Origin of the sequence: Oceanobacillus caeni, assembly GCF_019037185.1 — a bacterium.
GTDB classification, from domain to species: domain Bacteria; phylum Bacillota; class Bacilli; order Bacillales; family Amphibacillaceae; genus Oceanobacillus; species Oceanobacillus caeni.
This window is the reverse complement of record NZ_JAHHXM010000001.1, coordinates 138091-162079: the sequence shown is the minus strand read 5'-3', so window position 1 is coordinate 162079 and position 23989 is coordinate 138091. Positions and strand designations below refer to the sequence as shown.

22 protein-coding genes are annotated in these 23989 nt (G+C 37.4%); all 22 read left to right on the top strand.

The window, feature by feature from the left end; all coding sequences use genetic code 11:
• Positions 1-19 precede the first annotated feature (19 nt).
• The 22 genes from pxpB (at position 20) to KM885_RS00605 (ending at position 23858) form a co-directional block, all read left to right on the top strand.
• Positions 20-745 (top strand): 5-oxoprolinase subunit PxpB, encoded by a 726-nt coding sequence (gene pxpB / locus KM885_RS00710; protein WP_047184094.1) that lies wholly within the window; start codon positions 20-22, stop codon positions 743-745.
• 5 nt (positions 746-750) lie between these two features.
• Complete coding sequence (locus KM885_RS00705; protein ID WP_047184093.1) at positions 751-1515, top strand: LamB/YcsF family protein; 765 nt, start codon at positions 751-753, stop codon at positions 1513-1515.
• A 1-nt stretch (position 1516) separates the two neighbouring features.
• Positions 1517-2470, top strand: a complete 954-nt coding sequence (locus tag KM885_RS00700) for a 5-oxoprolinase subunit C family protein (protein WP_047184092.1) — start codon at positions 1517-1519, stop codon at positions 2468-2470.
• Positions 2471-2503: 33 nt separating this feature from the next.
• Positions 2504-3286: a putative hydro-lyase gene (locus tag KM885_RS00695; protein ID WP_204797884.1), complete on the top strand. Its 783-nt coding sequence runs from the start codon at positions 2504-2506 to the stop codon at positions 3284-3286.
• A 378-nt stretch (positions 3287-3664) separates the two neighbouring features.
• Positions 3665-4783: an RNA-guided endonuclease TnpB family protein gene (locus tag KM885_RS00690; protein ID WP_047184090.1), complete on the top strand. Its 1119-nt coding sequence runs from the start codon at positions 3665-3667 to the stop codon at positions 4781-4783.
• A gap of 195 nt (positions 4784-4978) precedes the next feature.
• Entirely contained in the window at positions 4979-5242 is a 264-nt protein-coding gene (locus tag KM885_RS00685; protein WP_060667721.1) for a hypothetical protein, read from the top strand.
• Positions 5243-5354: 112 nt separating this feature from the next.
• A complete protein-coding gene (locus KM885_RS00680) occupies positions 5355-6563 on the top strand; it encodes an acyl-CoA dehydrogenase (RefSeq protein WP_216883397.1) in 1209 nt (402 codons plus the stop codon).
• 20 nt (positions 6564-6583) lie between these two features.
• Positions 6584-7363 carry an SDR family oxidoreductase gene (locus KM885_RS00675; protein ID WP_047184886.1) on the top strand — a complete coding sequence of 260 codons (780 nt, stop codon included), beginning with the start codon at positions 6584-6586 and terminating at the stop codon, positions 7361-7363.
• Between the two features lie 151 nt (positions 7364-7514).
• A complete protein-coding gene (locus tag KM885_RS00670; RefSeq protein WP_145523517.1) occupies positions 7515-8078 on the top strand; it encodes a TetR/AcrR family transcriptional regulator in 564 nt (187 codons plus the stop codon).
• A 100-nt stretch (positions 8079-8178) separates the two neighbouring features.
• Positions 8179-9246, top strand: coding sequence for a phosphotransferase family protein (locus KM885_RS00665; RefSeq protein ID WP_216883396.1), 1068 nt, complete (start codon positions 8179-8181; stop codon positions 9244-9246).
• 130 nt (positions 9247-9376) lie between these two features.
• A complete protein-coding gene (locus KM885_RS00660; RefSeq protein ID WP_216883395.1) occupies positions 9377-10351 on the top strand; it encodes a quinone oxidoreductase family protein in 975 nt (324 codons plus the stop codon).
• 38 nt (positions 10352-10389) lie between these two features.
• On the top strand, positions 10390-12033 hold the full coding sequence (locus tag KM885_RS00655) for a long-chain-fatty-acid--CoA ligase (protein ID WP_216883454.1): 1644 nt from the start codon (positions 10390-10392) through the stop codon (positions 12031-12033).
• A 58-nt stretch (positions 12034-12091) separates the two neighbouring features.
• The gene (locus KM885_RS00650) at positions 12092-13693 is read left to right on the top strand and encodes a long-chain-fatty-acid--CoA ligase (protein ID WP_216883394.1); all 1602 of its coding nucleotides are present in this window, start codon (positions 12092-12094) and stop codon (positions 13691-13693) included.
• A 21-nt stretch (positions 13694-13714) separates the two neighbouring features.
• Complete coding sequence (locus tag KM885_RS00645) at positions 13715-14599, top strand: 3-hydroxyacyl-CoA dehydrogenase family protein (RefSeq protein ID WP_060667633.1); 885 nt, start codon at positions 13715-13717, stop codon at positions 14597-14599.
• Positions 14600-14741: 142 nt separating this feature from the next.
• The gene (locus tag KM885_RS00640; protein WP_145523508.1) at positions 14742-14945 is read left to right on the top strand and encodes a hypothetical protein; all 204 of its coding nucleotides are present in this window, start codon (positions 14742-14744) and stop codon (positions 14943-14945) included.
• Positions 14926-15495 carry a carboxyl transferase domain-containing protein gene (locus KM885_RS00635; RefSeq protein ID WP_052771685.1) on the top strand — a complete coding sequence of 190 codons (570 nt, stop codon included), beginning with the start codon at positions 14926-14928 and terminating at the stop codon, positions 15493-15495. The genes KM885_RS00640 and KM885_RS00635 overlap by 20 nt, the downstream gene beginning before the upstream one ends.
• A 6-nt stretch (positions 15496-15501) precedes the next feature.
• Positions 15502-16977, top strand: coding sequence for an AMP-binding protein (locus KM885_RS00630; protein WP_338113644.1), 1476 nt, complete (start codon positions 15502-15504; stop codon positions 16975-16977).
• Positions 16978-16982: 5 nt separating this feature from the next.
• A complete protein-coding gene (locus KM885_RS00625) occupies positions 16983-17192 on the top strand; it encodes an acetyl-CoA carboxylase biotin carboxyl carrier protein subunit (protein ID WP_047184880.1) in 210 nt (69 codons plus the stop codon).
• 56 nt (positions 17193-17248) lie between these two features.
• Entirely contained in the window at positions 17249-18907 is a 1659-nt protein-coding gene (locus tag KM885_RS00620; RefSeq protein ID WP_338113643.1) for a class I adenylate-forming enzyme family protein, read from the top strand.
• Positions 18908-18936: 29 nt separating this feature from the next.
• The gene (locus KM885_RS00615; protein ID WP_047184878.1) at positions 18937-20235 is read left to right on the top strand and encodes a GntP family permease; all 1299 of its coding nucleotides are present in this window, start codon (positions 18937-18939) and stop codon (positions 20233-20235) included.
• A gap of 43 nt (positions 20236-20278) precedes the next feature.
• Positions 20279-22264 carry an acetoacetate--CoA ligase gene (locus KM885_RS00610; RefSeq protein ID WP_047184877.1) on the top strand — a complete coding sequence of 662 codons (1986 nt, stop codon included), beginning with the start codon at positions 20279-20281 and terminating at the stop codon, positions 22262-22264.
• 55 nt (positions 22265-22319) lie between these two features.
• A complete protein-coding gene (locus KM885_RS00605) occupies positions 22320-23858 on the top strand; it encodes an acyl-CoA carboxylase subunit beta (protein WP_047184876.1) in 1539 nt (512 codons plus the stop codon).
• Positions 23859-23989: the final 131 nt, after the last annotated feature.

Here is a 23989-nt window from a genome sequence, read left to right as displayed (position 1 = left end):
TAGTAATGGTGGGGATAAGATGTTTCAAATTGAACCGTTAGGAGATTGTGGGATAAGAGTGCAATTAGGAAATTCTATCTCAAAAGAAACAAATGCTAAAATCCGCAGCCTTTCGTGGTTTATAGAAAGAGAAAAGATACGAGGCGTTATCGAATGGATTCCTACTTATACGGCGGTTTCCATATATTATGAGCCATATATAATTACATTTGAAGAAATAAAGCAACAAATAGAAGGCATGCGAGAAAAGTTAGAAAAAATAACATTGCCACCAGCAAATGTTATTAAATTACCTGTTTATTACGGTGGTGAGACAGGACCTGACTTAGAACGGGTTGCGAATCACAACCAATTAAGTATAGATGAGGTTATTCGCATTCATACAAGCTCGGATTATTTAATCTATATGATGGGTTTCACACCTGGTTTTCCTTATTTAGGTGGGATGTCTGAAAAAATTGCTACACCTAGACTGAAAGAACCACGATTAAAAATACCAGCAGGTTCCGTTGGAATTGCTGGTTCGCAAACAGGTGTGTATCCTATGGAAACCCCGGGTGGATGGCAAATCATTGGTAAAACACCAGTGAAACTATATGATCCCATGAGAAATAAACCTATTTTATTAAAAGCTGGGAACTATATTCGTTTCGTTCAGGTATCAGAATCCGAATATAAGGAGATAGAAAAACAAGTTGAAGAAAATAGCTATGAAGTAGAAATAGCATTTTATGAAGGGGAGTGAACGTTTTGGGGAATTACGTTGATTTAAATTGTGACTTAGGAGAAAGTTACGGTCCATTTAAAATTGGTCGTGATGATGAGGTCATGAAATACATTACGTCAGCAAATATTGCTTGTGGTTATCATGCAGGAGATCATAATGTGATTCAAAAGAGCCTACAAAAAGCAGTCGAAAATGACGTTGGAGTGGGAGCACATCCAGGCTTTATGGATTTGCATGGATTTGGTAGAAGAGAAATAAAGCTAGATGCGGACGAGCTTTATAATTTAATCGTTTATCAAATTGGAGCGGTTCAAGCTTTTGCAAGAATAAACAACTCAAAGCTAAATCATGTAAAACCTCATGGGGCATTATATAATATGGCAAGTAGAGATCAGGAGATGGCAGAAACGATAGCTCAAGCTGTTCATGATGTAGATCCAGAACTCATTTTATATGGGTTAGCAGGTAGTGAATTAATACATATGGGGAAGAAAGTTGGCTTGCAAGTAGCGGAAGAAGTTTTTGCTGATCGTACATACCAACCAGATGGAAGCTTGACATCTAGGAGTCATGCAAATGCCATGGTAACTGACCCAGATGAAGCTGTCGGACGGGTTATACGTATGGTTAAAGAAGGAAGAGTAGAAGCGGTCGACGGTTCAGATATACGGATTCAAGCAGATACCATTTGTATACACGGGGATAGTGAAAAATCATTAGAATTTGTGAAGAAATTAAATACAGAATTAACGAACAATGGAATTATTTTAAAAAGAGTAGGGATGTAACTTGGAAAATGCAGTTATAAAGGTAGAAAAATCTGGACTAACTACGTCAGTTCAGGACCTTGGAAGAACAGGATATCAACAATATGGAATGGTAGTATCTGGTGCAATGGATCCTTATGCCCTCCAAGTAGGGAATTTACTTGTTGGGAATGAACGAAACGCTGCTGGAATCGAGGCGGTAATCATGGGACCTAAATTACAATTTTTGAAAGATACTGTCATCGCTATTTGTGGTGCCGATTTATCTCCTCAACTGGATGGGAAAGATATCCCAATGTGGACTTCCATTTTCGTTCATAAAGGACAATCGCTTTCGTTTGGTCAGCCCAAGAAGGGTGTCTATACATACATTGCTGTTGCAGGTGGGATAGACGTACCGGTTGTCATGGGAAGTCGCTCTACCTATGTAAAAGCTGGGATCGGAGGAATCGAGGGTAGATTTTTACAAAAAGATGATTTGTTACCTTCTGGAAAAGTAACAGGGAAGAACAGAGTGAGAAGATTGCCCGATAATCTAATTCCTAATTATCAATCGGATCAAAAAATAAGAGTAATATTAGGACCTGATCGGGATGCCTTTTTACAAGAAAGTATCGAAACACTTTTGACTGGGACATATGAAATTACAAAACAGACGGATAGAATGGGTATGCGTTTAAATGGTCCAAAACTTCAACATGTAACAGGAGCGGATATTATCTCAGACAGTATTTTTCCCGGTACGGTACAAGTTCCAGCAAATGGTCAACCCATTATACTTTTGGCAGACCGTCAAACAACAGGTGGTTATACAAGGATTGCCACTGTCATTTCAGTTGATATTGCAAGGGTTGCTCAGAATTTACCAGGTAGAAAATTGCAATTTGAGGCAATAAGTGTACATGAAGCACAAACTTTACGTATTAAACAGGAAAAAATATTACATCAATTGGCAGTTGGAGCAGGGGTTTTTTAATAATGAATTTGATGAAATTAAAGGAGGTTATGCATCGTGAGTAAAACTACAGAAGAGATACGTCAACAAATCAGAACTGGGGAATGGCAAAAGCCGACAACTGGGTTAGCACCAGGGTATACACAAGTAAACCTAGTGATTTTGCCAAAGAAATATGCGTATGATTTTTTATTGTTTAGTATGCGTAATCCTAAATCATGTCCATTAATCGAAGTAACAGATGTCGGTTCCCCTGTACCGAAAAAGACGGCACCAACTGGTGATTTGCGGACAGATATATCAAAGTATCGTATTTATAAACATGGGGAATTGGTCGAAGAAGTTACAGACATCACCCCTTATTGGCAAGATGATTTTGTTTCCTTCTTAATCGGTTGTAGTTTCACATTTGAAAAGCCTTTAATAGATAATGGAATTCCAATTCGATACATTGAGGAAGGTAAAAATGTATCGATGTATAAGACAAATATTCTTTGTGAACCTGCCGGAGTTTTCCAAGGGCCAATGGTAGTAAGTATGCGTCCAATGAAACCTAATGATGCAATTCGTGCTACGAAAATTACGTCTAGATTTCCATCTGTTCATGGGGCCCCGATTCATATTGGCGATCCTTCCATGATTGGAATTGAAGATATTAATGATCCTGATTTTGGTGATCCCGTAACCATACATGAAGGAGAAATTCCAGTATTCTGGGGGTGTGGCGTTACCCCTCAAGCAGTAGTCATGGCAAGTAGACCAGAATTAGTGATCACCCATGCTCCGGGGTATATGTTTATTACGGACATGAAAGAGGAAGAGCATGCGGTGATTTAAGTTCCTGAAGTCGAAGCAAGAATGGAATACTTTTTTAATTGATACCTTCCAAAAAGGCATTCACCTATTCTGTGGTGAATGCTTTTTTTCTTTGCTAAAGTTCGACAATAATCCAACAGCTGCTGTGCTATAGTAATGAAAAGGGATATAAGAGTACATAGCTGTTGGGAGACGTAAACATGCAGTTATTTTTTAGCTTAGGAATAAGAATTACTATTGTGTTGTTTACCATTTTACGAGCTTGGCAGAACGCCCCTTATTTTAATGAGGGGATGAATGCCAAGTCTTTTATTTTTGAATAACTTTAATATCTAAGGCCTTTTAGGTTGATGATAGAACATATGTTTGGTAAAATATCCCCATATGGGAGGTGAAAAAATGGCTACGAAAACTATATTAGTTAAACTCAAAAAGCCAACAAAGAAAAAGCATAAACAATTCATTTATGAGCAAAAGGAGTTTTCTAATTGCGTAAATGATTGTGTGGAACGCATTCAAAATGGAGAAAAAATTTCTTCAAAAGACGTACCATTCAACCTCAAATCCTCTATAAAAAACGAGGCTATTCGTCGCGCAAAAAAGGCTGTTTCTGATTATAGGAAAGGGCGAGCAACAACGATTCCTATTTTCAAAAAGTCACTTGGTGTGAAAATAAATAATCAAAACTGGAATTCCATAGAGAAAAATGGAAGATGGTACATTGCATTTACCTCTAATATGGGGAAAAAGGCACTACCGGTAGTAGAAACAAAAGATGTACAAACGTTTTTTCCATTTCTGACGCAAAAGAAGAAAGGGTTTCGTGGAACCATGGAATTGTTGCGTAAAGGAAAACATTGGTATGTGGCAATTCCAATACAAATAAGTTCAGAACTAGACTTTGAAAAGAAACATAAACGCATCTTTGAAAACATGAAACGACAAAAGTCTACATCTATTGGTGTGGATCTAGGGTTGGGACATATTGCGGTCGTTTCTGAACCCTTTAGTGGTAAAAGACAATTTTTTTCTGGTAAGGAAGTCGGTTATATGCGACGTCATTTTTGTTCCCTACGACGTTCGTTAGGTAAAGCAAAGGCGCTGCGCGTCATCAAACGTATAGGTAAAAAAGAAAGAGAATGGATGAAAGATTATAACCGAAAATTAGCTAAAGATATAGTAGATTTCGCTCTACAATTTGATAATCCAATCATAAAAATGGAAGCATTAGACGACATTCGAAAAACATGTCGTAGCATGAAGAGAGCAGATAAAACCATTCACTCGTGGTCTTTCTATCAATTAAAACAGTTCATCAAAGAAAAAGCTGCGAAACACAATATTCCAGTTGTAGATATTAACCCTTATCAAACAAGCCAATTTTGCGGATGTTGCGGTCATGCAGAAAAGAATAACCGCTACGGAGATAAATTCCGTTGCGTAAAATGTGGCTATACTTGTCATGCTGATTTGAATGCTTCAAATAATATTGCACGTAGCACAAGCTTGGCGGGGTAGTACGGAACAGTCGTGAGATAGGTTCGTATTATAGTTCAAGTGCCTAGGTGGTACAATCCAACCTAGGAGCCCCAAGTGGCATGGGGTATGGCAGTCATGTTAGAAGGTGGGCCAGAAATGGAACAACAATGGATTGTCGGGAGACAAGCTCCCATCCTAGTGAACTGCTTCCGCCTCTTTTAAGAGGTTTCCACTTTGGAAGCTCGGTATTTTAATGCCGAGAGGGTGTCACCATATGCGAAAGAATTGGTCGTATTAGCTATCACATCTGGGAGTACTATTTCGATATTATTGTCCCCGTTAATTATGCCGGTTATTGTATTGAGTAGTGAGAACGGGTTAAGTTCGTTGAAAAATGGAATTCGTTTTAATTGGAAATATGCGGTTGTGATTTATGTGTTGGTGCAAGCATATGTACAGACAAAAGTTAGGATAAATAAATATGTAGATGATAAATAACTGTCGATATGAAGAGAGGGGTTTACAATTTTTAAATTTTACTATAATATTATAAATATTAGGAACATACTATACGGTAGGTATGTGAAATTATAGAGTTAGGGGAGATAAAATGGATTTTTCATATTCTGAGAAGGTTTTAGATTTAAAGAAAAAGGTTAATACGTTTATGGAAGAGCATGTTTATCCAAATGAGAAGGTTTATCAAGACCAATTAAATCAACAAAAAACTAGATGGTCTGATATACCTCCAATTATGGAGGAATTAAAGAAAAAGGCAAAAAAAGCGGGGTTATGGAACTTATTTTTACCTGAAAGCGAATATGGGGCGGGGTTAACAAATCTAGAATATGCTCCCGTATGTGAAATAATGGGAAGATCGGTGATTGGCCCTGAAGCTTTTAACTGTAGTGCGCCAGACACAGGAAATATGGAAGTCTTAGCGCGCTATGGTTCAGAAAAGCAAAAGAAGGAATGGCTTGAGCCCTTGTTAGCGGGTGAAATAAGATCATGTTTCTCTATGACGGAGCCGGATGTAGCGTCGAGTGATGCAACGAATATTTCTACAAGCATTGTAAGAGATGGTGATGAATATGTTATAAATGGGACAAAATGGTGGTCCTCTGGTGCAGGAGATCCAAGATGTAAGATTGCTATCGTAATGGGAAAAACAGATACATCAGCCCCAAGGCATGAACAACAGTCTATGATTCTTGTTCCATTAGACACCCCTGGAGTAAAAGTAAAACGAATGCTACCAGTATTCGGTTATGATGATGCGCCGCATGGTCATGCTGAAATAGAATATGATAATGTTAGAGTACCTGCAGAAAATATGCTGTGGGATGAAGGAAAAGGATTTGCTATTGCACAGGGAAGGTTGGGACCTGGGAGAATTCATCATTGCATGCGTTTAATAGGACTTGCGGAGAGAGCTCTTGAAGATATTTGTAAGCGTATACAGATTCGGGAGGCTTTTGGTAAAAAATTGTCTGAACATGAAGTCATCCAGGAGTGGATTGCAGATTCTCGTATTGAAATAGAACAAGCACGTTTATTGACACTTAAAGCGGCATATATGATGGATACCGTTGGGAATAAAGTGGCGAAAAAAGAAATTGCCATGACTAAGGTAGTTGCCCCAAATATGGCATTAAAGGTTCTTGATCGTGCTATCCAAGTATTTGGTGCTGCAGGCGTGAGTGACGACTTTACATTAGCGTATCATTGGGCTAATGCAAGAACACTTCGGATTGCGGATGGACCGGATGAGGTTCACCGTCGCCAAATTGCGAGATTAGAAATGAAAAACTACCAGTAATGATAGTGGGAGGGAATAAAATGGGTGTTATGGATTTATTTAATTTAAAAGGAAAAACTGCGATTATTACAGGAGGGGGACGTGGACTAGGGGCTCAAATTGCTGAAGCCTATGCGGATGCGGGAGCAAACCTTGTTTTATGTTCTAGAAAAGTAGATGCTTGCAAAGAAAAAGCTGAAGAACTAAAAAGAAAATTTGGAACGGAGGCATTAGCCTACAGTTGCGATGTTTCCAAACTGGAGGATGTAAAAAAAGTAGTTCACGAGACAGTGAAATATTTCGGAACAGTAGATATTTTAGTGAATAATAGTGGGGCAACCTGGGGTGCACCAATAACCGAAATGCCTTTTGAAGCTTGGGAAAAAGTGATCAATGTTAATATAACTGGAACGTATTTAATGAGTTTAGAAGTCGGGAAAGTTATGATGAAAAAAGGGAAAGGAAAAATCATTAATATTGCTTCGGTTGCGGGGTTTGGCGGGACTGATCCAAACGTGATGGATACCATTGGATATAATACTAGTAAAGGTGCTGTAATGACTTTTACAAAGGATTTAGCCGTTAAATGGGGACCTCACAACATTAATGTAAATGCTATTGCTCCAGGTTTCTTTCCTACGAAAATGTCAAAGGGTTTATTAGAAAAGGGTGGAGATAAAATTCTAGCTGGAACACCATTAAATAGATTCGGTAGTGATGAAGATATGAAAGGTGCAGCCCTTTTTCTGGCATCAACAGCATCAGATTTTGTAACAGGGGATATTCTAAGAGTTGACGGTGGTTCTAGCGCCTATGCTTAGTGAACTTCTATAGACGTTGTGGTACATTATAATAAGAAAAGCGCAAGCGCCCATTTAGCGAAGTACGAAGGTGAAGGAAGTCTCACTAGTCGCTGGGCGCTGTCGCTAGACATTAATGTACAAAAATCTTATGCAGTGAGGAACGATTGTGATGAAGGGGAAAATTACAGAAGTAAGTATCAAACTATTTGAAAAGAAAGGTTTTAGTGCAACGTCTATTCAAGATATTGTAGATGCAATCGGTGTTACAAAAGGGACTTTCTACTACTATTATTCAAGTAAAGAACAATTGTTAATGGATATTCACTATGATTATATTACAAATCTTTTGGAAAGACAGAAACAAATCGTTGATAACTCTCATTTATCCCAAAGAGAAAAAATTACAGAAATTATTACTTTATTAATCATGGATGTGACAGAAAAAGGACCAAGTGCTAGGGTTTTCTTTAGAGAGTTGAGGCATTTAAGTGAAGGGAATATAGAGAAAATAAAGGAAATTAGAAAACAGTTTTATTTAAACGTAGAAGCGGTAATTAAAGCTGGAATAGAACAAGGTGAATTCAGAAAAGCTGATCGTCCAGACATGATAGCGTATGGGGTATTAGGTATTGTGAACTGGAGTTATAACTGGTATAACCCAGAGGGAGATGTGTCACCTAGTGAATTAGCAAAAATTTATGCAAATGTTATTTTAAAGGGCATAGAAAACTAGATTATTATCTATATATAGATAATAATCCGGAATATTTTTTGAATAGTCATAATATACTGGTCGGATAGTATCTAAGTGTTTGCCACGGGAGGGAAATGGTATGAAGTCTTCTTATAATGACACAATCAATGTAAGACAAGGTGAAGAGTTAAATGAAGCAATTGTATCTAAATTTATTAAAGAGAATCTCCCTAACATTCCAAGTGGTAATCTGGAAATTGAGCAATTTGGAGCAGGACATTCTAATTTAACCTATTTATTAAAGATAGGGACATGGGAGGCGGTATTACGCCGCCCTCCCCATGGGCCTGTTGCTCCAAAGGCTCATGATATGAAAAGGGAGTATCAAATTTTAAGTAACCTTCACCCATTATATTCTACTGCACCAAAACCGTATATTTATTCGGATGATAAGTCAATTATTGGTAGTAGTCTTTTTGTTATGGAACGAAGAAAAGGAATAGTAATAGATACAGAGTTTCCTGAATCTATCTCTTACACTCCTGAAATAGGTCGTAAGCTATCACAAATCATGGTTGATAAACTCGTTGAACTACATCAAGTTGATTATACGAAAACAGACCTTTTGAACATATCTAAGCCAGAGGGATTTATGGAACGACAAGTAGCAGGATGGATAAAGCGTTATGATCTTTCAAAGACAGATGACATCTCAGGGGTTGAGAAGTTAACAAAATGGCTAGAAAAAAATGTTTCAACTCGAGAGGACTCAGCCATCATTCATTACGATTATAAGTTAAATAATGCCATGTTTTCTGAAGACTGTAGTGAAATGGTTGGCCTTTTTGATTGGGAGATGACAACGGTAGGGGACCCACTTGCTGATTTAGGAGCAGCTTTAGGCTACTGGATAGAGGCTGGTGATCCAGAAGAATTAAAAAGTGGATTCAATAAAGAGCCAGTTACGACTAGAAATGGATTTTATACTAGAGAGGAATTTATGCAAGAATATGCGAAGAAAAGTGGTAGGGATTTATCCAATATCCATTTCTATCTAACTTTTGCATATTTTAAGCTTGCGGTAATTGGTCAACAAATCTATTACCGGTTTAAGAAAGGCCAAACTCAGGATCAGCGATTTGCTAACTTGAATCGGTTAGTTGAAAGTTTAATTCATTATGCATTGAACTATAGTAGAGGTATATAAGTGCGTGTTCAAAAAGAAGGATCACCGGACTTTTTGAACAACCTCTATAAGAGGATGAAGACTAAATAAGTTTATCCAAAGTACCTAACTAAAGAAATGAAACATGAGCAAGTGGAGGAGAGAATAAGATATGAAAGTGGTCCAATTTAAGGAATACGGTGGTCCTGAAGTCTTGAAATTAATTGAATTAGATTTGCCCAATATCGGAGAAACAGAGGTGCTAATAAAAATAAAGGCAATTGGAGTAAATTATGCTGATACAGCTAGACGTGAAGGTGCATATGTAGTACCAACACCATTGCCGTTTATTCCAGGTTTGGAGATTGCTGGTGAAATTGTTGGCATGGGAGAAAAGGTAAAAGGGGTAAAAAAAGGTGACAGGGTGATGGCATTAATCGAATCTGGTGGCTATGCAGATTATGCGATAGTGAAGGCGAATCAGCTTATCCCTATTCCAGATGGAGTAGCCTTTGAACATGCTGTAGCTATACCGGTACAAGGTTTAAGCGCTTACCATATATTGAAGACAATGGGAAGGCTTAAAGAGGGGGAGACCGTCCTTATTCATGCAGCAGCAGGTGGTGTCGGAGTGTTAGCGGTTCAACTTGCAAAAATCTTCGGTGCAGGAAGAATCATTGCTACAGCTAGTACGCCTGAGAAATTGGAATTAGCGAAGGAAATGGGAGCGGATGATTTAGTTAACTACATGGAAGAGGGTTGGGAGAATAAGGTAAGAGAAATTACTGGGGGCAAAGGTGTCGATGTTGCACTAGAAATGGTTGGTGGAGATGTCTTTCATAAGACGGTAAATTGTCTAGCACCTTTTGGAAGACTTGTTATTTATGGAGTCGCGAGTGGAAATATGCCTAAATTTTACCCATCTAAACTAATGAAAAGAAATCAATCCATTATTGGTTTTTTTCTTTCACAGATTATGAAAGAGCCAGATCTATACCTTTTTAGTTTGAAGGAATTAATTAGTTTCGTAGAGCAAGGGAAAATAAAAACAACGATTGGTGGCACTTATCCATTAGAAGAAGTAGCACATGTTCATCAAATTCTACAATCTAGGAAAACAAAAGGAAAGATTATATTAATACCATAGATTTCTGAGCTCAAGAAGGAGGATAAAAAAGTAAGATGATGAGAAATACCAATCATTATAAACATTGGCCATTGAGGTTACCTAAGAACTTAACTGTTCCCCAAACAACGCTATATGAAAATCTTGAAATGTCTACTAGAAAGTATCCGGATAAAGTAGCCTTTCACTATTATGGAGCCTCTTATTCCTACAAGGAGCTTTTTAAAGAAGTGGAAAGTCTAGCGGGATATATGGAAAAAGAATGGGGGATTAAAGAAAAAGATAATATTCTACTGTTCATGCAGAACTCCCCTCAATTTATTATTAGTTTCTTTGCTATTTTACGGTTACGAGCGGTTGTCGTTCCTATTAATCCAATGAGTTTGACAAAGGACCTAGAATTCTATGTGAAGGACTGTGGGATTAATCATGCAATTGTGGGTCAAGAACTATATGAAAAAGCTCTTCCTTTAAAGAAAGAGAATTTATTAAGAAATATAATAGTGGCTACTTATTCCGATTACAGTAAAGAAGATGACGCATTCATTCAAAGGGTTGCTAAGTCAGCCGATGGTGAAATAGAAGCTATCCCTTGGAGGGAAGCATTAAATAAAGAACTTCAGGCTTCTACATATAAAGGAGAGAGTGGAGATATTGCCATAATTCCTTATACTTCAGGAACAACTGGACTACCGAAAGGGTGTGTTCATACAAATAGCACGGTTCAGGCAAATACGGTAGGGGCCTATCATTGGATGAACTTAACGGCGGATACGATTACATTAACAACCTTACCACTTTTCCACGTAACGGGATTAATACACAGCACACTGTCCCCAATTTATGCAGGAAGTACACTTGTGATTATGACGAGATGGGATCGTGAGTACGCTGCAAAAACAATAGAGAAATTTAAATGTACCCATTGGATCAATATTAGTACGATGTTAATCGACTTTTTATCTAACCAAAATTTAAAAAACTACAACATATCATCATTAGAAGTAATTGGAGGAGGTGGAGCACCTCTCCCAGAGGCGGTAGGAGAGGATTTATATGAAAGAACAGGACTCCGATTTATCGAAGGGTATGGTTTAACAGAGACGATATCTCATACCCATTTTAATCCACCTGATCGACCGAAATTGCAGTGTCTAGGAATACCTTCATTCGATGTAGATGCAAGAATTATAGATACTACTACTGGTAAAGAACTTGGGGTTAATCAAGAAGGAGAACTAATTGTAAATGGTCCTCAAGTTTTTATAGGATACTATCAACGTGATGAAGAGAATGAAAAAGCACATATAGAAATCGATGGCAAACGATTCTTCAGAACAGGTGACATTGTTCGTATGGATGAAGAAGGATATTTCTTTATTGTTGATCGTCTAAAGCGAATGATTAATGCCTCAGGTTTTAAAGTGTGGCCTACAGAAGTTGAGTCTATTTTATACAAACATCCAGCAGTACAACAGGCGTGTGTAGTACGTGCACCAGATAAAAAACGTGGGGAAACCGTTAAGGCATTTATCATTTTAAATGATCATTATAAAGGTAAAGTCAAGGAACAGGACATTATGGAATGGTCAAAAGGCCAAATGGCTGCTTATAAGTATCCAAGAATAATAGAGTTCAGAGATAGTTTCCCAACAACTAGTAGTGGAAAAATCTTATGGAGGGTACTCCAAGAGAGTGAATAAGAGGTAGAAGAAGCGTGGTGTTACGATGTCTCAAACTAAATCTTGAGGGGGATTCGTAATGAAAAGATGGTTAGAACATTATCCAGAACATATCTCTAAGGAAATAACAATTCCTGATATGTCCTTATCTGATATGTTAAAGCAATCTGTTTCCAAATTCCAAAACAACACAGCAATCCACTTTTATGGGAAGGAGACGACTTATAAGGAACTTAATAATCTTGTAGATGCATTTACTGCAGCTTTACAAGATAAAGGTATCAAAAAAGGTGATAGAGCAGCTATTATGCTACCGAACTGTCCACAGTATGTAATTAGTTATTACGGTATTTTACAAGCTGGTGGTATTGTAACACAGTTAAACCCAATGCTTGTTGGTAAAGAATTAGAATATATATTAAATGATTCGGGAGCAGAAACCATAGTCATCTATGAACCGTTACTACCGGTGCTAAATCAAGTTATGGATAATACTTTTGTTAAACACGTTATTAAAGTGAACATCGAAGGCCGGGATGCAACAGATGATATGGCCACAGGATTTCAGTCTTTCTTAAAGAGTGCAAATAAGCGGCCCGTAGAAGTGGATATTAATCCTCGAGAAGATGTAGCAGTATTGCAATACACTGGTGGTACAACAGGGCGGTCAAAAGGAGTCATGTTGACGCACCGAAATCTTCTAGCAAATATTATGCAATCCTATGAGTTTTTTAAGGATACTATCAATATAGGGAAGGAACGATATTTAAGCGTTATTCCATTATTCCATGTATATGGGATGACCTCATGTATGAACTTAACGATATATATAGGGGCCATAAACATTCTATTACCTAGATTCGATTTGGAAGAAGTACTTGAGACGATTAAAAATATTCAGCCTACATCATTTCCAGGTGTTCCTACTATGTACATTGCTCTGATTAATCATCCTAAGGTAAATGAATATGGTTTAAATAGTATGGAAATTTGTAATAGCGGTAGTGCTCCTATGCCAGTTGAGATTTTACGATCTTTTGAAGAAAGAACAGGGGCAAAAATAGTGGAAGGGTATGGTCTTTCAGAGGCATCCCCAACAACACACTGTAATCCGTTATTTGCTACTAGGAAACCAGGTAGTGTCGGAATTGGTGTTCCAAGTACAGATTATAAAATTGTAGATTTAGCGACTGGGAATAAGGAACTTCCTGCTGGTGAAGTGGGAGAGATTATTATTAAAGGTCCCCAAGTGATGAAAGGATACTGGAATATGCCTGATGAAACAGACCTAACATTACGAGATGGTTGGCTTTATACGGGAGACATAGCTTATATGGATGAAGATGGCTATCTTTATATCGTCGATCGCAAAAAAGATTTAATTATAGCTAGTGGATATAATGTTTATCCACGCGATGTGGAGGAAGTATTATATGAACATCAATCTATTCAAGAAGCAGTTGTTGTAGGTGTTCCGGATCCATATCGTGGGGAAACCGTGAAAGCAGTTATTGTTTTAAAAGATGGCAGTAATTGTACGAAGGAGGAATTGATCTCCTATTGTCGGGCTAATCTTTCTGCATACAAAGTACCTCGCATTATTGAATTTAGAAAAGAACTTCCAAAAACAGGTGTTGGAAAAATTCTAAGAAGAAAATTAAAAGAAGAATCGTCACAATAATTAACAATCTAGAAGGAGGAAATGATAGTGAATCAAGTTCAAAAGGTAGCTGTATTAGGAGCTGGATCCATGGGGCATCAAATTTCCATGCTTTGTGCCCTTGGGGGTTATGAGACTTATTTACAAGATATTAACGAAAAGGCATTGGATAAGGCAAGATTAACATTGGAGAAGCGGATGAACGATTGGGTTAAGAAAGGAAAATTAACCGAGAACGAAAAAAATGAAGCTTTCTCAAATCTTCAATTAACAACGGATTTGGAAACAGCGGTTGCTGAAGCCGATCTTGTAATAGAGGCAGTAGTTGAAAAGTTAGATGTAAAAAGGGAGGTGTTTTCCAAGTTAGATAAACTAGTACCTAAGCACACAGTATTAGCAACGAATAGCTCCACGATTGTTAATTCGAAAATTGCTGATGTGACAAGTAGGCCTGACAAAGTAATTAATATGCATTTCTTCTTTCCTCCATTAGTGATGGATTGCGTTGAAGTAGTTAAAAGCGATCAAACATCCAATGAAACGGCACAGTTAGCAATGGATTTTTGTGAGAGCATTGGCAAAACGGGGGTATTACTAGAAAAGGAGATTTATGGATTTATAGCGAATCGTTTGTTATTTGCTCTTTCAAAAGAAGCTATGTACTTATATGAAAATGGCTATGCCGACTTTAAGGATATTGATTTGATAGCTAAAAAGGCTTTGAGTCACCCTCTTGGACCGTTTGAACTAGCGGATCTTTCTGGAATAGATGTAGGCTATTATGCAAATTTACAGCTCTATGAGGAAACAAGGGATCCGAGAGATAAACCAGCAAAGTCGATTGAAGAAAAAGTAAAACAAGGACACCTTGGCAGAAAAACAGGTAAAGGATGGTACGACTACTCGGAGGAATCAGTAGTAAAATAAGTAATTTAGTATCTTAGAAAGAATGGTGGAATTGCTGTTATAACAATCGACAATCCTGATTATAAATTCCATAAGTGTTGTCGGTGGGAGTAGTAATGTTTATAAGTAATATTCTTAATTGTTTGAGGAAGGAGATCAAGAAATGAGTTGGCAACCAGAAATTGATGAATTAAGAAAAAGGGAAGAACTAGCCAAGGAAATGGGGGGGAAGGAGAACGTAGAGAAACATAGATCTAGAGGGAAATTAACCGTACGAGAAAGAATCCATCATCTACTGGATAAAAACACCTTCCATGAAAAAGGGGCAATTGCTGGAAAAGCAATATATGAGGGAAATGGGAAATGAATTAAAAGAGTTTACACCTGCAAACTTCTTAATTGGAACAGGGAGGATTGGCGGAAGAAAAGTTGTTGTTGGTGCGGATGATTTTACGGTCCGGGGCGGTGCCGCTGATGGTGCAATTATGGAAAAACAGATTTATTCTGAACAAATGGCGCACGATTTACAATTGCCAATGGTAAGGCTGGTAGATGGAACTGGTGGCGGAGGTAGTGTGACCTTTCTAGAAACAGAGGGGCATACCTATGTACCGGTTAACCCCGCTTGGGATTACGTAGTGAAAAATATGGGGAGGGTTCCCGTAGTTGCAGCGTGCTTAGGTTCTGTTGCCGGATTAGGGGCTGCACGAGTTACCGCATCGCATTTCTCAGTAATGGTAGAAGAAATATCCCAATTGTTTGTTGCTGGGCCACAAATAGTTAATTATGGCGTTGGACAAAAATTGACTAAGGAAGAACTTGGTGGTTCACAGGTTCACCGCTCAAGTGGAGCAATAGATAACATAGTTAAAACGGAAAAGGAAGCTTTTGAACATATTAGAAAGTTTTTATCCTAGTTTGGAATATGGAAGGTCGGAGCCGTATTTTGTCCAATCAATTTTAATTATAAAGGCAGATTATTAACCCACCAATTAAATGATACGCAGCCAAGTATTCTCATAACAGAAAGACAGATGATTTCGTTATTAAATGAGGTACAATCCGAGTTGAACCCTATCCCTGTTGTTCTCTATGAGCCAAAGAAAGCAAGTCACGACTATCTTCTAGGATTAAAAGATATCCAAATACATGATAAGTTTCCGACTACTACTTTTGATGAAATGATTTCCGGAGATATAAACAATCCAAATATTGAGATTAAATATTATGATAGCGCAAACATAATTTATACTTCCGGGACAACGGGGAAGGCAAAGGGTGTCGTACAATCTTTTCGTTGGATACACGGGTACACGTATATGTTTCGTGTACTTAATAAGCAAGAGGATATAATTTATAATGATTTACCAATGTATCACGTTGGCGGGGCATTTGCCTTGGTTGCTAGAGGTGCTTTTATCGGGTGCACCGTTGCACTTTGGGATAAATTTAGCCCAAATGATTTCTGGAAAAGGATAAAGGTAAGCAAGGCATCCAACGCTATCTTATTAGATGTCATGATTCCTTGGCTTATGAATAAGGAGCCTAGTGAAAACGATCATATCAACACATTAACACGTGTCCATATGCAACCACTTCCCAAGTATCATCATCAAGTAGCCGAAAGATTTGGCATTCATTTTGTTTCAGCTGGCTATGGACAAACGGAAGCGGGGGTAGGATTTGTCGGAATCATAGACGAATTAGAAGAAGGTCAGGGGACGCCAACCAACTTGTACAAAGGTTACACGAAGGAAGAAACAAAAAGGATTGCGAATGAATTAGGAATTCCTTTGCGAAAGGGTAATCAAGATTTACCGAAAGGATATATGGGAAAAGTCACTCCGTTTTATGAGGCTACAATAGTTAATGAATATGATGAAGAATGTGGTCCTAATGAAACAGGTCAACTCGTTCTAAGGCCATGTTATCCTTTTCTCCAATTCAATGAATATTTTAACATTCCTAATGCCACGGTCGAAGTATTTAAGAATTTGTGGTTCCATACGGGAGATGCAGGCTATAAAGATGAACAGGAAAATTATTATTTCGTGGACCGAATGAAGGATGTAATTAGACATAAAGGCGAGAACATATCTTCCTATCAGGTTGAGGATATGATAAATCAGCATAAAGAAGTAAATGTTTGTGCAGCCTTTCCAGTACCGGCAACTCAAGGCAATGAAGATGATATTGTTATTTATGTAGTTCCTAATTCTGAAAAATTACACAAAGACGAATTGAGAAAATGGATACAGAAAACCATGCCGAAATTTATGTGGCCTAAATATATTTATATGATTTCCGAATTACCCAGAACACCGACTAATAAAGTTGAAAAATATAAATTAAAAGAATTATTTCAAAACCAAATCAATTCAAAAATTATAGGATGGTGAAATTAATGGAAATTAAAGCGAATTTGGCAGGAGTTGTTTGGCAAGTGTTGGTAAGTCACGGGGAAGAAATAATAGAAAATCAGGATGTCGTCATTTTAGAGTCTATGAAAATGGAAATACCAATTGAATCAGAAAAAAGCGGGAAAGTAAAAGAGGTTAAAGTAAAAGAAGGTGATTTTGTTAACGAAGGGGATGTCTTAATGGTAGTTGTTTAAGCTGTTGAGATTAAATAGGAAACTTTGAATATTAGAAATAAAAAGGAGGAGGAAAAGTGAAGGACGTATTAATAAAAAGTTGGCCAAAAGAACTTCCAAAAACATTAAATTATCGTTTAGGTGAAAAACCCCTCCATGAATATTTAATGCAAAACGCGGTAGATTTTCCAAATCAACCCGGATATTTGTATTATGGAAATACAATCACTTGGAAGCAGTTAAGTGATTATACTCAAAAATTTGCAAGCTTTTTACAGAGTAAAGGTATCGGCAAAGGGGATCGGATTGCGCTTTATATGCAAAACTGTCCACAATATTTAATTGGACACTATGCTATTCAAATGCTAGGTGCTATTGTTGTTCCGCTGAACCCAATGTATAAGCCGTCTGAATTAATTTATTTTATATCTGAAGCTGAAATTAAAGCAATTATCTCTTCCCAAGAACTTTATCAACATATCGAATCCATAAAAAGTGAAACTCTATCCCTTGAATTTATAGTAACTACTAATTATATAGATTTACTTCCAGAGCAATTAACACTTCCGCTACCTGAAGAATTAACAATCGAAAAAAGGATTATAAATAATACCTATGACATGAAAAACATAATTCAATCCACCGATCCATTATCGAAGACCGAGGAAATTGACATATGGAATGATGTTGGGTTATTGGTATTTACCTCAGGAACGACAGGTCGTCCAAAAGCTGCCATGTTAACCTATGGAAATGCTTTATTTAAAACTGCAGCTACTGTTCATAGCTATAGATTGGGGGAAGGGGATAGAACCCTAGCCAATGCTCCGCTATGCCATATTGCGGGTATGGTAATGGGTGTTAATATTCCTGTATACCAAGCCTTATTCTGTGTCCTCTTTACTCGTTTTGATACGGAAGCTACTATTCAAGCAATAGAGAAATACAAGATTAATAAATTTTATTCGGTTGCTACAATGAATGCTGCTATTTTAAATCACCCGGGTATCGAAAACAGAGATCTTTCGTCCTTAGAATTAAATTTTGCAACTAGTTTTGGTATGAAGGTAGACGAAAAATTAGCAAACGCCTGGAAGAAGTTAACAAAAGGTTGTGTTTTACTTGAAGCATCGTATGGATTAAGTGAAACGCATACATGCGATACCTTTATGCCTATCGAAAAGATCAAATTTGGATCATGTGGAATCGCTACATACGAAACAGAATTTCGAATTATTGATTTTGCAACAGGAGAAGATCTTCCACCAGGGAAACAAGGAGAAATTGCGGTAAAAAATCCAGGTGTATTTAAAGGATATTTAAATAGGCCTGAAGAAACAGCAGAAACATTACGTGATGGCTGGGTATACACTGGTGACATTGGATGTATTGATGAAGATGGTTATTTATATTTTCTAGGTCGTGTAAAAGAAATGATTAAATCCTCTGGTTTCAGTGTATTTCCAGAAGATGTTGAAGCTTTAATGAGTGATCATGAAGCTATTTCTCAGGTGGCTTGTATTGGTGTTCCCGATCCAAAACGTGGCGAAAGCGTTAAAGCATTTATCGTGCTAAAACCATCTTATAAAGGAAAAATAAGCGAGAATGAAATGATAGAATGGGCGAAAGAAAAAATGGCTGCTTACAAGTATCCAAGAGCTATAGAATTTATTGATAGTTTACCTGCCACAAGCTCAGGTAAAGTATTAAGGAGACTTTTGAAAAAGGAAGGGTAAACCTATGTAATTAAATTGGGAGGATAATTATGGAAATTGCTAGTGTTGTAGGGACGATTGTTGCATTATCACTACTAATATTTCTTGCATTAAAAGGATTTAATTTATTGATTATATCGCTAGCCGTATCAGCACTGGTCGCAATAACGAGTGGGATTACGATTGATGCGGCTTTGACAAACCATTATATAGAAGGGTTTATTGGTTTTGTAGGTAATTACTTTTTAATATTCTTATTTGGTGCCCTTTTTGGTAAGGTGATGGAAGATAGTGGAGCTGCAACTAGTATAGCTAGAGGAATCCTAAAAGTTACAGGTAAGAAAAGTAGATTATCTGTTATCATAGCAATTATGACTATCACCGGAGCATTAACCTATGGTGGGGTTAGTTTATTCGTTGTTATATTTGCAGTCATGCCAATTGCAAGACCCATTTTTAAAGAGCTAAATATTCCGTGGCCAATATTTATTGGTTCGGCATTCTTAGGTTCTGGTACGTTCACGATGACGATGCTTCCCGGAACACCGCAAATTCAAAATTTAATTCCTATTAATTATTTAGGTACTACTGCAACTGCAGCACCAATTGTCGGAATAGTAGCAACATTGACTATTATACCATTTGGCCTTTGGTGGTTAAGCCGAGAAGATAAGAGGTATCAGATGAAGAACTTGGGTTATGAAGATACAAAAGGGGATGACACTTTTAAATTTGACAACAAGCAAAAATATCCATCTTTTATTTTAAGTATTATTCCATCGGTTATCTTATTACTCTTTCTAAATATCATTAAATTAAGTATAGAAATATCATTGGCTATCGCAGTGATTGCTGCTGGAATTCTACTCTATAAATATATTGATCGGCCAATGAAAACATTTAATACTGGTGCTATGAATGTTGCTTCACCAATTTTAAATACTAGTGCGGTAGTGGGTTTTGGAAGTGTTGTTTCAGCTACAGTAGGTTTCCAAATGTTACAAGATGCTATTTTTAATATTCCTGGTCACCCACTAATCTCATTTGCAATTGCAATAAATATCATTGTTGGTATTACAGGATCAGCTTCAGGTGGACTAGGAATAGCCATGGATACGCTAGGTGGACACTATGCAACTCTTGTTGATCCAGAAGCCTTGCACAGAATTGCTACCATTAGTTCAGGAGGCTTAGATTCCCTACCTCATAATGGTGCAGTTGTTACTGGATTAACAGTCGCTGGATTGACACACAAGGAAGGTTACAAACCTGTATTCTGGATATGTTGTATTGCACCATTAATTGCCTTAATATTTGCAATAATAACGGCATTCATCATCTATGGGTAATTTATTCCGAAAATTAATAACTTTTTAAAGGGGAGAAGGCAATATGACTGTTAAAGAAGGAGAATTACTCTGGAGTCCTAGTAATAAGGAAATAGAAGGGGCAGCTATTACGGATTATAAGAAATGGTTGAGGATGAATAAAAATATTACTCTGAAAACATATGAAGATTTATGGAAATGGTCTGTTGATAATATGGAGGAGTTCTGGGAGACAATTTGGGATTACTATCAAGTGAAATCATATACTCCTTATGAATCCGTTTTAAAGAAAGAGATAATGCCAGGGGCCGATTGGTTTTCTGGATCAACTCTTAACTATGCAGAGCATATATTACGAAATGTCAAAAAGGATAAAACAGCCATTTTCTACACATCTGAGAATCAACCTTTATCAGAATTAAGTTGGACTGAATTATTGGATAAGACTGCTTCGATTGCAGCTTATTTAAAATCCATTGGTGTTAAAAAAGGTGACCGTGTTGTTGCATATATGCCGAATATACCTGAAACCATTATAGCGTTCCTTGCTACTGTAAGCATTGGAGCCATTTGGTCCAGCTGTGCTCCGGAATTTGGTGTTGGAAGTACTCTTGGTCGTTTCAAACAAATTGAACCAAAAGTATTATTTACTGTTGATGGATACAGGTATAATGGAAAACCTTTTAACAGAATTGAAACTGTTTCAAAATTAGTTGAAAATTTGCCTAGTGTTGAAAAAGTAGTCGTAGTACCATACTTAAATCAAGATCCTGATATGAGTGGTATAGAACAAAGAACTTTTTGGAAGGAAATAATCGGACTTCCCGCCAAGCTAACGTTTGAGAGAGTACCCTTTGATCACCCACTATGGATTTTATACTCGTCCGGTACAACTGGTTTACCAAAGCCAATTGTTCAAGGGCATGGGGGAATATTACTTTCTCTTTTATCCGTAAATCTGCAATCAAACATAACTTCGAATGATCGATTCTTTTGGTATACAACTACCGGCTGGGTGATGTGGAATAGTGTGGTAGGAGCTATGGTTACAGGCGCATCGGTTGTTTTATATGATGGAAGTCCTTCGTATCCAGATCACGGCGTTCTCTTTAGATTAGCTGAAAAAACAAAAATGACAATCTTTGGAACTAGCCCCAGCCATATCCTAAATTGTATGAAAGTAGGTATAAAACCGGGTGAAACATACGACTTGTCTAATCTGAATACCTTTGCATATACAGGAGCTCCTTTATCACCAGAGGGATTTAAGTGGGTATATGATTATGTAAAAAAGAGGGTGAGGATAGCCCCTATTAGCGGTGGTACAGATATAGCTGCAGGAATAGTGGCTGGAAACTCCCTATCACCAATTCATGCTGGTGAAATTCCTTCTAGATGCTTGGGGGTTTCTGTTTATTCCTATGATGACAACGGAAAGCCGGTCACAGGTGAAATAGGTGAAATGGTCATTACAAAGCCATTCCCTTCCATGCCGCTTTACTTTTGGAATGATCCAGATGATAAAAGATATAAGGAAAGCTATTTCGATTATTTTCCTGGAGTATGGAGACATGGAGACCTATTAAAAATAACGGAACGTGGTAGTGCTGTCATTTATGGAAGGTCGGATGCAACGATTAATCGAATGGGAGTAAGAAGTGGTTCAAGTGAGATTTATAATGCAGTCGAATCTGTACCTGAAGTGCTCGACAGTCTTGTTGTGGACTTAAGTGGATATCTCCATCAAGCTTATATGCCATTATTTGTGGTATTATCCGGAGAAGTTGATTTAACAGACAAGTTGAAGAAAAAAATAAATATGAAAATAAAAGAAGAAGTGTCTCCACGCCACATACCAGATGATATATTTGCTATTAAAGAAGTACCAAGAACATTAACTGGTAAGAAAATGGAGATTCCGGTTCGTAAAATTTTATTAGGTATTTCTGTGGAAAAAGCTGCAAGTGTTGATGCCATGAGTAATCCAGATTCAATTAATTATTTTGTCAGATTTGCTCAATCAGATAAATTAAGGAGTAATAATTCGTGAAGGTGCCTTCCAAGATGCATTGAATCTTACTAGAATTTCTAAAAGGAGATCATATATGGAAAAAGAAATTAAAGAGTTATTAAATAGAAAAGAAATTGCAAAGTTAGGAGGTGGAAAAGAGAAAATAAAACAACAGCATAAGCTTGGCTTTTTTACAGCAAGGGAACGAATTAATAAATTGGTGGACCCAGGCTCTTTTTTAGAGTTAGGTTTACTAGCACATTCTGATCAAGAGGGCATGGAACATAAAAGTGCTGGTGATGGTATTGTAACTGGTCTCGCAAAGGTTAATGGCCGCCCGGTAGTTGTGCAAGCTGCAGATAAAACCGTATTTGCTGGAACAGAAGGAATTGTATATTTCCGAAAGACGAAGGCACTGCATGAATACGCTTTAAAACGAGGATTCCCTTTAATAAATTTAATGGAAGGTGGAGGACTCCGCATGCCCGATGGAATGGGTTCTGACGGTATTAGTCAAATGCTATTTCCACAAGTAATGTTACGACATCAGCGAGAAGTTCCTATGGTAACATCCATCTTGGGAGATAGTTTTGGTGGTCCAACATGGCTAGCGGTATCCTCTGATTTTGTAACACAGGCAAAGGGAACGACAATGGCTGTTGCTGGACCAAGGATGTTAGAGGTGGCAACAGGAGAAAAAGTAACAAACGAAGAACTTGGTGGATGGGATGTTCATGCGAAGTATACGGGACAAGTGGATCAGTTTTCGGAAAATGAAGAGGATTCAATTGAAAGTATAAAAAAATTCCTAGACTATATGCCACAACATGCTGGTAAAGAACCAAGATGCAAAGAGACAAATGATGAACCGTATCGAAGTTTAGACAAAGTAGTCGATATCGTTACAACAAATCGTAAACGTGCCTATGACATGAAAAAAGTGATTAAGTTGATTGTAGATAATGAAGATTACTTTGAAATGAAGCCAACATTTGGAAAAGCATTAATTACTGTCTTAGCGAGAATGAATGGTAAAGTTGTCGGTATTGTAGCAAATCAACCTATGCAGTTTGCAGGCGCAGCTGGTCCCAATGAATGTGAAAAAGCAACAGATTTTATTTGTCTATGTGATTCATATAATATTCCGTTAATTTTTTTACATGATATTCCTGGTTTTCGAGTATCTAGTGACGCGGAAAAACTTAAAATGCCTACAAAAATTATGATGTGGAATCAAGCACTAGCACAGTCTACTGTACCAAAGATTTCTATTATTATTCGAAAAAGTATTGGTGCAGCATATGGCAATATGTGCGGTCCGACGATGGGAGCCGATTTTGTTGTAGCCTGGCCGACAGCCGAAATTAATTTTACGGGACCAGAGGTTGGCATTAATGTAGTATATGGTCGTCAATTACAAAATACCGAGAACAAAAAGGAAGAACGCTTAGAGTTACTGAAAAACTGGGGATTTGACAGTTCACCATATAAAGCTGCTGGTAAATATTTAATTGATGATGTTATTGATCCAAGAGACACAAGAAAGTTTTTAATTCAGACGTTAGAATATGCATGTGCTAAAAATGGGTCTCTTAGTGAGAGGAAGTTAGCAAATTGGCCAACAGGTTTTTAAAGAAATACTGTAAAAATATATTGAATATTACGAAAACAAGTTATATAATGAACCTAGAAACATACTGTACGTTTAGTATTTTACCCCACCTAAACGGGAAATAAGACCCACCTCAAGCTTCTGGGGAAACA

Coding starts and splice junctions, on each gene's coding strand:
- pxpB (WP_047184094.1), top strand. CDS start 20: ATGTTTCAAATTGAACCGTTAGGAGATTGTGGGATAAGAGTGCAATTA.
- KM885_RS00690 (WP_047184090.1), top strand. CDS start 3,665: ATGGCTACGAAAACTATATTAGTTAAACTCAAAAAGCCAACAAAGAAA.
- KM885_RS00680 (WP_216883397.1), top strand. CDS start 5,355: ATGGATTTTTCATATTCTGAGAAGGTTTTAGATTTAAAGAAAAAGGTT.
- KM885_RS00675 (WP_047184886.1), top strand. CDS start 6,584: ATGGGTGTTATGGATTTATTTAATTTAAAAGGAAAAACTGCGATTATT.
- KM885_RS00670 (WP_145523517.1), top strand. CDS start 7,515: ATGAAGGGGAAAATTACAGAAGTAAGTATCAAACTATTTGAAAAGAAA.
- KM885_RS00665 (WP_216883396.1), top strand. CDS start 8,179: ATGAAGTCTTCTTATAATGACACAATCAATGTAAGACAAGGTGAAGAG.
- KM885_RS00660 (WP_216883395.1), top strand. CDS start 9,377: ATGAAAGTGGTCCAATTTAAGGAATACGGTGGTCCTGAAGTCTTGAAA.
- KM885_RS00655 (WP_216883454.1), top strand. CDS start 10,390: ATGAGAAATACCAATCATTATAAACATTGGCCATTGAGGTTACCTAAG.
- KM885_RS00650 (WP_216883394.1), top strand. CDS start 12,092: ATGAAAAGATGGTTAGAACATTATCCAGAACATATCTCTAAGGAAATA.
- KM885_RS00645 (WP_060667633.1), top strand. CDS start 13,715: ATGATAGTGAATCAAGTTCAAAAGGTAGCTGTATTAGGAGCTGGATCC.
- KM885_RS00640 (WP_145523508.1), top strand. CDS start 14,742: ATGAGTTGGCAACCAGAAATTGATGAATTAAGAAAAAGGGAAGAACTA.
- KM885_RS00635 (WP_052771685.1), top strand. CDS start 14,926: ATGAGGGAAATGGGAAATGAATTAAAAGAGTTTACACCTGCAAACTTC.
- KM885_RS00625 (WP_047184880.1), top strand. CDS start 16,983: ATGGAAATTAAAGCGAATTTGGCAGGAGTTGTTTGGCAAGTGTTGGTA.
- KM885_RS00615 (WP_047184878.1), top strand. CDS start 18,937: ATGGAAATTGCTAGTGTTGTAGGGACGATTGTTGCATTATCACTACTA.
- KM885_RS00610 (WP_047184877.1), top strand. CDS start 20,279: ATGACTGTTAAAGAAGGAGAATTACTCTGGAGTCCTAGTAATAAGGAA.
- KM885_RS00605 (WP_047184876.1), top strand. CDS start 22,320: ATGGAAAAAGAAATTAAAGAGTTATTAAATAGAAAAGAAATTGCAAAG.